General features: G+C 72.7%; 9 protein-coding genes. 7 read left to right on the top strand and 2 right to left on the bottom strand.

Annotated features, from left to right (window positions below; translation table 11 throughout):
* Position 1: 1 nt before the first annotated feature.
* Positions 2–2,359, bottom strand: coding sequence for a penicillin acylase family protein (locus ISP_RS34445; protein WP_013228489.1), 2,358 nt, complete (start codon positions 2,357–2,359; stop codon positions 2–4).
* Between the two features lie 124 nt (positions 2,360–2,483).
* Here ISP_RS34445 and ISP_RS34440 point away from each other — a divergent pair, with 124 nt between their 5' ends.
* From ISP_RS34440 to ISP_RS34410, 7 genes are all read left to right on the top strand, one after another.
* Positions 2,484–4,040 carry an alkaline phosphatase D family protein gene (locus ISP_RS34440; RefSeq protein ID WP_013228488.1) on the top strand — a complete coding sequence of 519 codons (1,557 nt, stop codon included), beginning with the start codon at positions 2,484–2,486 and terminating at the stop codon, positions 4,038–4,040.
* Positions 4,041–4,162: 122 nt separating this feature from the next.
* Positions 4,163–4,573: a nucleoside-diphosphate kinase gene (gene ndk / locus ISP_RS34435; RefSeq protein WP_013228487.1), complete on the top strand. Its 411-nt coding sequence runs from the start codon at positions 4,163–4,165 to the stop codon at positions 4,571–4,573.
* 58 nt (positions 4,574–4,631) lie between these two features.
* Positions 4,632–5,345, top strand: coding sequence for a maleylpyruvate isomerase family mycothiol-dependent enzyme (locus tag ISP_RS34430; RefSeq protein WP_013228486.1), 714 nt, complete (start codon positions 4,632–4,634; stop codon positions 5,343–5,345).
* Positions 5,346–5,468: 123 nt separating this feature from the next.
* The gene (locus ISP_RS34425; RefSeq protein WP_037373907.1) at positions 5,469–8,750 is read left to right on the top strand and encodes a phosphodiester glycosidase family protein; all 3,282 of its coding nucleotides are present in this window, start codon (positions 5,469–5,471) and stop codon (positions 8,748–8,750) included.
* A gap of 30 nt (positions 8,751–8,780) precedes the next feature.
* Entirely contained in the window at positions 8,781–9,737 is a 957-nt protein-coding gene (locus ISP_RS34420) for an ABC transporter ATP-binding protein (RefSeq protein WP_013228484.1), read from the top strand.
* Positions 9,737–10,540 carry an ABC transporter permease gene (locus tag ISP_RS34415; protein ID WP_013228483.1) on the top strand — a complete coding sequence of 268 codons (804 nt, stop codon included), beginning with the start codon at positions 9,737–9,739 and terminating at the stop codon, positions 10,538–10,540. Before ISP_RS34420 ends, ISP_RS34415 begins: the two co-directional genes overlap by 1 nt.
* Positions 10,541–11,362 carry an ABC transporter permease gene (locus ISP_RS34410; RefSeq protein WP_013228482.1) on the top strand — a complete coding sequence of 274 codons (822 nt, stop codon included), beginning with the start codon at positions 10,541–10,543 and terminating at the stop codon, positions 11,360–11,362.
* A gap of 76 nt (positions 11,363–11,438) precedes the next feature.
* On the opposite strand, the gene ISP_RS34405 is transcribed toward ISP_RS34410, so the two are convergent.
* Complete coding sequence (locus ISP_RS34405) at positions 11,439–12,866, bottom strand: S8 family peptidase (RefSeq protein ID WP_034285809.1); 1,428 nt, start codon at positions 12,864–12,866, stop codon at positions 11,439–11,441.
* Positions 12,867–13,261 lie beyond the last annotated feature (395 nt).

Here is a 13,261-nt window from a genome sequence, read left to right as displayed (position 1 = left end):
CTCAGCGCAGCACGACGACCCGCAGCGCGGGTGAGCGCAGGATGTCGGCCTCGCAGAACCGGCCCTTCACCCACTCACCCCGGCTGTAGAGCTTCGTCTGGTCACTGAAGTACGGCGACGCCGGGTTCGCCGACTGCGAATACGTCAGCAACGTCGAGGAGTCCGGGCACCCGTGCCCGGTGAACCCCACCACCTGGAGGTAGCTGGAGCCGTGCACGACCTCGGTGTTCCCGTGCGCCGGATCCCACACCGGCGTCATCACGTTGAGCACGCCGAGGAAACCCTGGCCGCCGTGGATCGGGATGCGCTCGCCGTTGCGGGTGACGGACTGGCCGTCGCGCAGCCGCGCGTCCGGGGCGAGCCCCGCCGTGCGCAGCTCCGCGATCGCGTTCCCGAAGGCCTTCTGGATGTCCGCATTGCCGACGTTCAGCGTGTTCGGCGTGGTCAGCGGGGCCTTCGGATCGAACGGCACGGTGAACCGGGGAAGCCCGCCCAGCCGCGCGGCGAACTGCTGGAACAGCAGCGAACCCCGGCTGTCCAGGGAATATGTGTGGTCCCAGTTCGCCAGTGCGGTGCACGCCGGGCCGACCGGGACCGGGCCGGACGACGACGGCGCCTGCCCGCCGGGGAAGGATGCGCACAGCTTCGCCAGGTCCGCCGCCGCCAGGTCGGCGAACAGGCTGTGGTCGGTGAAGAGCATGTTCTTCATCGAGTCCGTGCTGAATCCGCCCTGTTCGGCCGTGCGCAGCGCCTCCCGGGTCCGCGGGTTGCGCTCGGTCGCCTGGTCTCCGACGATGTGCGGGTACCCCGTGATCGGCGCCTTCGCGTTCGCCAGCCAGGCGCTGTCGTTCGTGTTGAGTTCGTAGTCACGGCGCTGCTGCTGCGGTAGCCGGGCCGGCGCGAAGATGCCCGGTTCCAGCGCTCCGGGGTCGGAACCCCACTGGCAGGACGACTTCCCACCGTCCAAAATGGCCAGTTGGTCGCCGGGGAACGTCTGGCGCCCCAGGGGAGTGCTGCACGCCTCGGCCAGTTCGTCGGTGACGTGCGGGACGACCTGGATGTCGGCGTAGAGCGCGTTGCCCGCCCGGTCGGTGGCGATCGTGTTCACCCACGGCACGCCCTGCGTGCTGCTGAGCGCGTGGACGACGTCGGCCGTGCTGCGCGCCTGGTCGAGTTCGAACCACGTGTTCAGCCCGCGCATGTTGGTCGCGTTGGCGTCGCGCAGCGCGTACGCCGACTTCGCCGTCCACGGCACCGGAAAGCCGCCGACGTCGTTCAGCACCGGGCCGTACCGGGTCGACCAGAAGGTCTGGCGGACCGGCTCGAGCGAACCGTCCGCCTGGCGCACCTGGACCGTGACCTCGCGGGAGGTCATCTTCTCGGGCTTCCCGTCGACCGTGTACGTCGTCGGGTCACCGGCCGCCAGCGGCACTTCGAACAGCCCGAACGTGACCGGGGTGGACACCGTGTGCGTCCAGGCCGCGTCCGCGGTGTGCCCGATCATCACGAACGGCATGCCGAGCAGGCTCGCCCCGGCCACGTCGACCCGGCCGGGAATGGTCAGCTGGCTCTGCCAGAACCGCCGGCCGTCGTGCCACGGGTAGTGCGGGTTGCCGAGCAGCACGCTGCCCTGGCCTGCCGCGGTCCCGTCGCTGCCGATGGCGATGCCGTTGCTGCCGAGGCCGCCCTTGCCGAGCCCGTCACGCAGGCTCGCGGACAGTTGGGCGGGCGTGCCCGGACTCGCGGACGCCGCACCGGACGGCGGCGCCGCGAACAGCCCTTCGGTGACGAAACCCAGGCCGCCGGTGACGGCGATCGAGTAGAAGTGCCGGTAGAAGTCCTGCTCGCTGATCGGCCGGACCCAGTCCGCGCCGCGGCAGGCCGGATCGGTGATCCCGGACCGGCCGGTGCGGGCCAGGAAGGTGTTGAACCCCTTGACGTAGCCCGAAACGATCTGCCGGACCTCGGGCCGCGGCCCCTGCGGCGCGGGTTGCGCGACCAGCCGGTCGACCACGCCGGAGTCGTTGAGCTGCTGGAAGAACAGGTCGCTGTGCAGGTTGTTCTTCGCCTCCGACAGCGACGGGTAGCCCTCGCCGTCCGGGCCGAAGTACCGCGACCGCTGCGCGCTCACCGTGACGTAGATCTTCGCGAGCTCGCAGATGTTGTCGGTCGCCGCGGCGTAGCCGTACCCGTAGCCGAGCCCGGCGAAGTCCTTGGCGACGATGTGCGGGATGCCGTGTTCGGTGTAGCGCAGGACGGCTTTCGCGCTGTCCTCCCCGGCCGTCGCGACGCCGGTGCCGAGTGTCGTAATCGAGAGCGCCGCAGCCACAACGGCCAGCGCTTTCCGGATGTGCGTCATTCGTACCCCCTTGTGGTGATCACCACGCTACCGACGGCGATGACCGCGGGGATGGGGGAAAACCCCCGATATCCGTTTACCCGCACGCAAGCCGGTGTTGGCCGCGGCGGGATAGAAACCGCGCATGACCGAACCGACCCACCACTCCCGCCGCACGCTCCTCAAGGCCGGGCTGACCGGCGCCTCCGCGGTCGCCGCCGGCCTCGTCGTGCCGTCCACGGCCTTCGCCGCGGTCCCGCTCGTCCGCCGCGACCGCCCGGTGCTCACCCACGGCGTCCAGTCCGGCGACGTCACGCCAGGTTCGGCGATCGTCTGGTCGCGCGCGGACCGCCCCTCGCGGCTGGTCGTCGAGATCGCGCGGGACCCGTCGTTCCGGCACGCCCGGCGCGTGCCCGGCCCGCAGGTGGGTCCCGACTCCGGCGGCACCGGCCGCGTGCGCGTCGCGGCGCTGCAGCCCGGCACCGAGTACCACTACCGCGTCACCGCCGAAGCCCTGGACGGGCGCGCCACGAGCGAGCCGCTGACCGGCCGGTTCGCCACCGCACCGGTGGGCCGCCGCGACGCCCGGATCCTGTGGTCGGGCGACGTCGTCGGCCAGAACTGGGGGATCAACCCGGGCCTGGGCGGGATGACGATCTTCTCCGCGATGGCCGCCCGCTGCCCGGACCTGTTCCTGCACAGCGGCGACACGGTGTATTCCGACGGCCCGCTCACCGAGACCGTCACCCTCCCCGGCGGCCGGACCTGGCGCAACATCGTGACGCCCGAGAAGTCGAAGGTCGCCGAGACGCTGGACGAGTTCCGCGGCCAGCACGCCTACAACCGGCTCGACGACAACTTCAAGCGCTTCGCCGCGCAGGTGCCCGCCTACGTGCAGTGGGACGACCACGAAGTCCTGAACAACTGGTACCCGGGCAAGATCCTCGACAACCCGGCCTACACCGAGAAGCGCGTCGACGTCCTCGCGCCGCGGGCGTACCAGGCGTTCCACGAGTGGCACCCGATCGACTCGCGCCGGGCTGTCGACGGCCGCGTCTACCGCAGCTTCACCTACGGCTCGCGCGTCGAGATCTTCGTCCTCGACATGCGGACCTACCGCAACGCCAACACCGCCGACCGAACCAAGCCGGGCTACATCCTCGGTGACGCGCAGGCCCGCTGGCTGGCCGACGCGCTCGGCCGCAGCACGGCCACCTGGAAGATCGTCCAGGCCGACATGCCGCTGGGCCTGGTCGTCCCGGACGGCGCCAACATCGAAGCCGTCGCGAACAACCTGCCGGGCGCGCCCGGCGGCCGCGAGACGGAACTGGCGTGGGTGCTGCGGGAGATCCAGCGCCGCCGCGTCCGCAACGTCGTCTGGCTGACCGCCGACGTCCACTACACCGCGGCGCACCACTACTCGCCCGACCGGGCGGGCTTCCAGGACTTCGACCCCTTCTGGGAGTTCGTGTCCGGGCCGCTGAACGCGGGGGCGTTCGGGCCGAACACGCTCGACCCGACGTTCGGCCCGGAGGCGGTGTTCGTGCACGCCCCGCCGACGGCGAACACGGCCCCGATCGACGGCTTCCAGCACTTCGGCGAGCTGAACGTCGACGGCGCGAGCGGTGACCTCACGGTCGATCTCCGCGACGCCGCCGGGGCGTCGCTGTGGTCGAAGACACTGCACCCGGCGGGCCGCTGAGCAGGGTCGGCTAGGCTCGCGCGCACCGATACGCACCCGTACCAATGACATCCGGGGCTTCGCCCCGAGCCGGGGGCTCCGCCACCCGGACCCCCGAAAAAGCATTAAGGAGAAATACCGTCGTGACTGAACGCACGCTGGTCCTGGTCAAACCCGATGGCGTCGCGCGCGGCCTCGTCGGCGAAGTGATCTCGCGGATCGAGCGCAAGGGCCTCAAGCTCGCCGCGGTCGAACTGCGGACCGTCCCGCAGGCGCTGGCCGAGGAGCACTACGCCGAGCACAAGGAGCGTTCGTTCTTCGGCGACCTGCTCGAGTTCATCACGTCGGGCCCGCTGGTCGCGCTCGCCGTCGAGGGCCCGCGCGCCATCGCCGCGTTCCGCCAGCTGGCCGGTGGCACCGACCCGGTCGAGAAGGCCACCCCGGGCACCATCCGCGGCGACTTCGCGCTGGAGACCCAGTACAACCTGGTCCACGGCTCGGACTCGCCGGAGTCGGCCGAGCGCGAGCTGAAGCTCTGGTTCCCCGACCTGTGATGCTCCGGAACCGGGGCCACGTCCGCGTGGCCCCGGTTCCCTTTTTCCGGAGGCCTTCATGACGACGATGCCGTTCGCGCCGCGTGGCTACCTCCCGGTGCTGCAGGAGCTGACCGGCGCGTTCGCCGAAGCCCTGCGCACGGCCGACCCGGCCGCGGCGGTGTCCGACTGCGCCGGCTGGACCGTCGCCGACCTCGCGACGCACCTGGGCAACGTGCACCGCTGGGCCGCCACGATCGCCCGCACCGGCGCGGTGCAGCCGCAGAACCACACCGCCGAAGCGGGCGGCGACCTCGTGGCGTGGTACGCCGAAAGCGCGCGGCTCCTGATCGGCGAGCTCGAGGCCGCCGATCCCGAAGCCCCGTGCTGGCACTTCGGCGGCGCCGAAAAGACCAAGGCGTTCTGGTACCGCCGTCAGGTGCACGAAACCGCCGTCCACCTGGCCGACGCGGGAAGCGGGCACGCGCTCGACCCGGCCGTCGCCGCGGACGGGGTCGACGAGGTGCTCGGCGTGATGCTCCCGCGCGTGACGCGGTGGCACGCCGTGCCGCAGCTGCCCGGGCCGGTCACCCTGCGCGCCACCGACACCGGCGACGTCTGGACCGTCCACCCCGGCGAGCCGCCCGCGCTGGGCCCGGTCGACGGCGACGCCGCGACCGTCGAAGCCCCCGCACGCGATCTCCTGCTGCGGCTGTGGAAGCGCACCGGGCCGGACCCGCGTGCCACCGGCGAGGCCGCGGAAGCCCTCCTCGCCGCACCGCTGACCCCGTGAGGGTGTTCTAGACCATTCAGGCGGCGTTCACCGGGAAGTCTTCCCCCGGACGTGCCGCTGCGCTGTGCTGATCCGGGTCACTCTCACTCGATACTGGGGTACTCGGTGAATAAGTCACGCACAGTGCTGCCGTTCGTCGCCTTGTTCGCGACGGTGTTCGTCGTCCCCGCCCACGCCGACCCGCTGGCCGCGCCGCTCGGCACGCCCCCGGTCGAGGCCGCACCCGCCGCGTCGTCGGCCCACGAGGGCCCGGCCGCCTTCGCCGCCGCGGATCCCGACGACGGGCTCGTCACCGGCAGCGCGACCACCGAAGTCGCGCCCGGCCTGAACCTGACCCAGTTCGACCGGTTCGACCCGGCCGGCTGGATCCGCGGCGACACCCTCGCCGTCGACCTGGGCAGCAAGGTGCTCAAGCCGACGTACCTGAGCCCAGGGACGGTTTCCGCGCGCACGCCGCTGTCGCAGCAGCTCGCGCGGGCGGGCGCGGTGGCCGGCGTCAACGGCGACTTCTTCGACATCAGCGCCACCGGCGCGCCGATCGGCGTCGGCATCGACCGCGGGCAGCTGCAGACCGCCCCCGCCGCCGGGCACAACCTCACCGCGTCGATCACCGACGCGGGCAAGGCGGCGCTGGCGTCGGTCTTCCTCGAAGCGAGTGTGACGCTGCCCGGCGGCACGGTGCCGGCGACCAACTTCAACAGCCCGGTCCTCGGCACCGACGCGATCGGCGTCTACACGCCGTTGTGGGGCGCTTCAGGCCGTCGGACGTCGGTCGCCGGCGCGGCCCGGGTGCGTGAGGTCGAGGTGCGCGACGGCGTCGTCACGCAGGTGCGCACCGCGGCCGCCGACGGCCCGATCGCGGCGGGGACGACGGTGCTGCTGGCCCGCGAAGCCGGCGCGGACGCGCTCGCCGCGCTGCAGCCGGGCGACCCGGTCGGGGTCACCTACGCGCCGCGCTCGGACGCCGGGAAGATCGCGGTCGCGGTGGGCGGCAACGAAATCCTGCTCCGCGACGGCGTCGTGCAGCCCGTCGACAACGTGGCCATGCACCCGCGGACCGCGGTCGGCTTCTCCGCCGACGGCCGGAAGCTGTGGCTGGCCACCGTGGACGGACGGCAGGCCGACAGCCGCGGGATGACCGAGCTCGAACTGGCGCGGCACATGAAGAGCCTCGGCGCCGACGACGCCATCAACCTCGACGGCGGCGGGTCGTCGACGCTGCTGGCGCGCAACGAAGGCGAAGCCGTGCCGAGCGTCCGGAACGCGCCGTCCGACGGCGGGGAACGCCTGGTGCCCAACGGAATCGGCTTCACGACCGTGCCCGGCAGCGGCAAGCTCGCCGGCTTCGCTCCGGCGCCGGCCGTCGCGACGACCGACGCGAACCGCGTGCTCTCCGGCCTCACCCGGCACCTGGTCGCCGACGGCCACGACGAGACCGGCGCCGCGGTGGCCGCCGACCCGCGCTGGAGCACGTCGGACCTCCGTCGGGCCACCGTGACGCGCGGCGTCGTCACCGGCCACAGCGCGGGTGCCGTCGAGGTCGTCGCGCGCTCCGGCCGGGCGTCCGGCAAGTCGGCGCTTTCGGTGCTGGGCAAGCCGGTCCGGCTCGGCACGAGCACCGAGCAGGTCGCCCTGTCGGCCACGGGCGCGCGAAGCACCTTCAAGGTCTACGGCTACGACGCCGACGGCTACGGCACCTGGCTCGAGCCCGACGACGTCAAGCTCGACTACGACCCCGCGGTCGTGCGGGTCGAGCCGTCCGGTGACGGCTACGCGGTGACCGCGCTGACCTCCTCCGGCGCATCGGCGATCACCGCTTCGGCAGCCGGCCTGACCACGCACCTGGCCGCGTCGGTCGGCACCGTGGCGCAGGTGGCGTCGCCGCTGGACGGCCCGGCGGGCTGGACGGCCACGGTGTTCCCGGCGGTCGTCGGCGCGGCGCTCTCCGCGGCACCCGGCCACGACGGCGGCGCCGGGCTCGCGCTGGACTACCGGCTGACCGGCACGACCGCGACGCGCGCGGCCTACGTGACGCCGTCGGGCCCCCTCCCGGTCCCGGACGGCACGCAGAAGCTCGGCCTGTGGGTGAACGGCGACGGCAAGGGCGCGTGGCTGCGGGCGGAACTGCGCGACGCCGCGAACGTGGCGTCCATTGTGGACCTTTCGTTGAGCGTGGACTGGACGGGCTGGCGGTACGTCACCGCCACGATCCCGGCCGGGCTGCCCGCGGGACAGCGCCTGGCGCGCTTCTACGCCGTCGAGAACGTGCCGGACCAGCAGTACGAGGGCCGGCTCGGGTTCGACGACCTGACCTTCGAGGTGGCGCCGACGACCGCCGTGCCCGCCGACCCGGTCCCGCACGACCCGGCGCTGGTCACCGACGGCGTCCTGGCCGGTGGTCTGCGGATTGCGGTGGTCAGCGACGCCCAGTTCACCGCCGACGACCCGGCGGGGCCGCTGGTCGTCCAGGCCCGGCGGGCGCTGCGCGAAGCCGTCGCGGCGAAACCGGACCTGGTGCTGATCAACGGCGACTTCGTCGACCGCGGCACGGCGCCCGACTTCGTGCTGGCCCGGCAGGTGATCACCGACGAGCTCGACGGCAAGGTGCCCTGGTACTACGTCCCGGGCAACCACGAGGCGGAGGCCGGCAACGGCCTGGCGAACTTCCAGGCCGCGTTCGGCGTCACGCACCGGGTCGTCGACGTCCACGGCATCCGGCTGGTGCTCCTGGATTCCTCCCGCGGCTCGCTGCGGGCCGGCGGGTTCGACCAGGTGCGGCTGCTGCGCTCGGCCCTCGACTCCGCGGCGGCCGACCGGTCCGTCCGCGGCGTCGTCGTCGCGATGCACCACCCGGTGAAGGACCCCAGCCCGACCGGGAATTCCCAGCTCGGCGACCGCAAGGAGGCAACCCTGCTGACCCAGTGGCTCACCGGGTTCGAGCAGGCGTCCGGCAAGCCGGCCGCCGCGGTGGCGTCGCACGCCGGCGTGTTCTCGCTGTCGCGGGTCGACGGGGTGCCCTACCTGGTCAACGGCAACTCGGGCAAGGCGCCCGCGGCCGCGCCCGGCGACGGCGGGTTCGTCGGCTGGACGCTGCTGCGCGTGGACCCGGCGGACCGCGCTCAGCCGGTGCGCTTCGAGACGCGGCCGAACGTCGACTCGCTGTCGCTCACCGGGCCGTCGACGCTGGCGCCGGGTGCTCGCGCCGAGGTGCGGGCGACGCTGCGGCAGGGAACTCGCGACGTGCCGGTGTCGTACCCGGTGAGCGCCGACTGGACGGTCGGCTGGGGCGTCGTCGCGTTCGATCCTTCGACGGGCGTGCTGACCGCGTTGCGGCCCGGGGTCGCGCGGCTCTCGGTGACGGTCAACGGGGTGACGGCCACGCTGGTCGTGACGGTCCGCGGCTAATCCGCTCGGTTTTTGTCGGTGGGGGGTCCTATGGTGCGAAGCGTGGACGAATCGGAGGACCGGGAACCGGCACTGGTGCAGGCCAAGGCACTGGTGAAGCGCTTCGGCGAGTTCGAGGCCGTGCGCGGGATCGACGTCGAGGTGCGGCGCGGGGAGGCGTTCGGCTTCCTCGGCCCGAACGGGGCCGGCAAGTCGTCGACGATGCGGATGATCGCGTGCGTGTCACCCCGCACCGATGGCGATCTCCGCGTGCTGGGGCTGGACCCGGAAGTCGCCGGGCCGCGGATCCGCGCGCGGCTCGGCGTGGTGCCGCAGCAGGACAACCTGGACGTCGAGCTGACGGTCCGGGAGAACCTGCTGATCTACGGCCGCTACTTCGGTCTGTCGCGCGCGGCGGCGCGGAGCAAGGCTTCGGAACTGCTCGAGTTCGCCCAGCTGAGTGACCGGGCCGAGGACAAGGTCGACCCGCTGTCGGGCGGCATGAAGCGGCGGCTGACGATCGCCCGCTCGCTGGTCAACGACCCGGAACTGCTGCTGCTCGACGAACCGACGACGGGCCTCGACCCGCAGGCGAGGCACCTGCTGTGGGACCGGCTGTTCCGGCTCAAGGCGCAGGGCACGACGCTGATCGTCACGACGCATTACATGGACGAAGCCGAGCAGCTGTGCGACAGGCTGGTGGTGATGGACCACGGCCGCGTCGCGGCGGAGGGCTCACCGGCCGAGTTGATCAGGCGGTATTCCACGCGCGAGGTCGTCGAGCTCCGGTTCGCGCCGGGGGAGCAGGTCGCGGCGGCCCAGCAGGTCGACGGGCTGGCGGAGCGGGTGGAGATCCTGCCGGACCGGGTCCTGCTCTACAGCGACGACGGCGAGGACGCGCTGGAGCACGCGCATTCCCGCGGGGTGCGGCCGCTGTCGAGCCTGGTGCGCCGCAGTTCGCTGGAGGACGTCTTCCTCCGGCTCACGGGCCGGACCTTGGTGGACTGATGGCGACGATCTCGACCGGCCGCGTGGTCGGCAAGTGGCAGGGCGCCTGGCTGCAGGTCGAGGGGCGCTGGACGTGGTACCGCCGCCACTGGGTGTCCACTTTGTACTCGACCGGGCTGCAACCGGTGCTGTTCCTCGCCGCGATGGGGCTCGGCTTCGGCTCGCAGGTGCGGCCCGGCACGGTCACCGGCGGCCTGTCCTACCTCCAGTACATCGCTCCCGCGCTGCTGGCCGCCGGGGCCGCGCAGCAGGCCGTCGGCGAGTCGAGCTACCCCGTGCTCTCCGGGTTCAAGTGGCAGAAGGAGTACCTGGCGGTCACGGCCACCCCGGTGTCGCCGGGCCAGGTGTTCGGCGGGCACCTGATCTGGTCGGCCCTGCGCCTGACGCTGGCGGGCGCGATCTACGCGTTCGTCGCGCTGTTCTTCGGCGCCTGGACCGGTCCGGGCGTGCTGCTGGTGATCCTGGCCGGCACCGTCACCGGGCTCGCCTGCACCGCGCCGATGGCCGCGCTGGCCGCGCGGACCTTCGACGAGGGCCAGCGGTTCGGGCTGATCTTCCGGTTCGTCGTGATGCCGATGACGTTGTTCTCCGGCACGTTCTTCCCGATCGCCCAGCTGCCGGCCGCGATCCGCTGGCTGGCCTGGCTCTCCCCGCTGTGGCACGGCACGCAGCTGGCCCGCGGCGTGAGCATCGGCGGTGTCGGCGGCTGGGCGATGCTCGGTCACCTCGCCGTGTTGGCGGGGTTGTTCGCGGCCGGGTGGGTGCTCGCGCACCGGGCCTTCTACCGGAGGCTGCTGGTCTGAATGACGACCGTCGAGGCCCGCGCCGGGCTGCTGCTGCGCATCCTCCCGCCCGGGCTGTACGCCGGCCGGGCCCGGATGCTCGTCGAACGCTCGATCATGGTGTCCCGCGCGAGCTGGCTGCTGTTCGTGTCCGGTGCGGTCGAGCCGTTCCTCTACCTGCTGGCGTTCCAGCTGGGCTTCGGCAAGCTGGTCACCGAGGTGGCGGGCCCGGACGGGCGCCCGATGAGCTACGTCGCGTTCGTGGCGCCGGCCCTGCTGGCGACGTCGGCGATGAACGGCGCCGTGTTCGAGTCGACGTACAACCTGTTCTTCAAGCTGCGCTACGCGAAGCTCTACGACGCGATGCTGGCGACCCCGATCGGCCCGCTGGACGTGGCACTGGGCGAGATCGGCTGGGCGATGACCCGCGGCGGCATCTACGCGGTGGCCTTCCTCGCGATCGCGGCGGCGATGGGCCTGCTGACGTCGTGGTGGGCCCTGCTGATGGTCCCGGCGGCGCTGCTGGTCGGCGTGACGTTCTCGGCGATCGGGATGGCCCTGGTGACGTTCCTGCGTTCGACGGCCCAGTTCGACTACATCCAGCTGATCCTGACCCCGATGTTCCTCTTCGCGACGACGTTCTACCCGCTGTCGGTGTACCCGGAGCCGCTGCAGTGGGTGGTCCGCTGCCTCCCGCTCTACCACGCGATCGAGCTGATGCGCGGCCTGGCGACGGGTTTGCTGTCGGGCGGCATGCTGATCAATCTGGCGTACCTGCTGATCCTGGGCGCACTCGGCCTGTGGGCATCGACGCGCCGGATCGCAAAACTCCTCCTGACTTGACGAGATGCCCGCCCAGTCACGCGAGATCCGGCCTCGATCACGCGAGATCCGGTTTTCGCGCCCGGGCCGCCGGGGGTCATCGCGCCTGGTCGGGCCGCCCGTCCGGCACCGCGGCACGGGCCGGAACCTGGACCATCCCGTGTCCGTAGAACCCGTTGTACCCCTCGTACCCGGCGCAGTAAGCGTCCTGGAGCCCGTCCCCGGTCAGGTCGTAGTCGGCCGGGCACGGCATCGGCAGCGCCTCCGCCTCCAACGTCCGGCGCAGCTGCCGCGGCCGGGCCTCCGGCGCGGCGGACGCCAGCAACGCCAGCACGCCGGTGACGTGCGGGGCCGCCATCGACGTCCCGCACAGCGGCGCGTACCCGCCCGGCACCGCCGACAGCACGCAGTCGCCCGTCTCCCCGCCCGGCGCCGTGACGTCGATCACGCCCAGGCCGTACGAGCTGTACCCCGCCTTCACCCGGTCCGCGCCGACGGCCGACACCGCGACGACGTCACGCAGCCCGGCCGGCAGGGCTTCACACCCGCTGCTCGCCCCGCGCGCCCCCGACCGCGCCGACGGCGTCAGGTCCACCGCCTCGTTGGTCGCCGCCGCCACGTTCAACGTCCCCGCCGACGTGCTGTACTCCACCGCGCGGGCCAGCACCTCGTGCACCACGCCGCGGTCGTGGCCGCGGATGCACGACAGTGACCACGGGTTGACGAAGAAGCTGCTGTTCGTCACCCGCATGTGCCGGGCGGCCGCCCACATCAGGCCGCAGACCGCGGCTTCCGGGTCGGCGTACCCGCGGTCGTCGATCACCTTCACCGACGCCACCCGCACCCCGGGCGCCACACCCGTCACGCCGCGCCCGTCGCCGGCCGCCGCGATGATCCCCGCCACGTGCGTGCCGTGCACCGAGGTCGTCGGCGCCCACGCCGACGGCGACCGGTCGGGTGCCCCGGTCAGGCAGCCGGCGGAGTCGTCGCGGTCGACGGCGTCGCTCAGCTCCGGGTGGTCCGGGTCGATCCCGGAGTCGAGCACGCCGACGACGACGTCCCGGGAGCCCTCCGAAGCGCCGTGCGAACGGTCCGCGCCGATCATCCGCATGTCCCACTGCTGTTCGCTCAGGTCCGCGGCCGGCACCTTCGCGGGATCGGTCGCGGGCAATTCCGGCCGCGAGGGCTGTGGCTTGACCTCGGTGACGCGTTGCGCGGCCAGCCGCTCGGCCTGCGCGCTGAACGCCCGGTCGAGCCCGATCCGGCCGCCGAAGCCCGGGTCGCCCGAGGTGGCGACGGCGACGGCGATCTGCGGGTAGAAGACGGTGGTGGCTCCGCAGGCGCCGTCGATCTCCGACCGGGCCGCGGCCTCGGTGGTGCCGCGGTCGAAGGTGACGACGTAGCGCAGGGCCCGGCCCTGGGCGCAGCCGGAATCACCGGCCGCCGCCGGACCGGCGGTGACGCATCCCGAAAGCACCAGGACGGTGCACACGGCCGCTCGCAGCGGCCGCGCCAGCAGGGACACCGGACCTCCCACCGGATGCAGGAACCGCGGGTACCGGCGCGAGATCCCGGTCACCCCGAGCCGCACCGTAGCCACCCGGTGGCCGGTGGACAAGCGCTGCGGCGAAGTTCCCCCCGCCGTGGGGCGGGTGGGGGAGCGGTACGGCGCGCCCGGGTGCCTGCCGGAGGTACCGAGTACACCGGAGCAGTCACCCGGTGTGGGATACTCGGGGTGGCCGCTGGGCCGCGGGGCGCATGTGAGAGGTGCTGCCTGCGGCGTTGTGGCCCGGTGATGTGCGTGAACTCCTGCAACGCGCGTCGCCGCCCGCGAACCGGGCGGCTGGACGACGTGGCGGGCGGCCCGGGGGCCGCGGATGCCTTGCGCACGCCGCCGAGCAGACCTTTGACCGGGTTGCG

It is taken from the genome of Amycolatopsis mediterranei (assembly GCF_026017845.1).
Lineage (GTDB): Bacteria > Actinomycetota > Actinomycetes > Mycobacteriales > Pseudonocardiaceae > Amycolatopsis > Amycolatopsis mediterranei.
The sequence above is the reverse complement of the archived record's forward strand: the minus strand, read 5'-3'. Positions and strand labels throughout refer to the sequence as shown.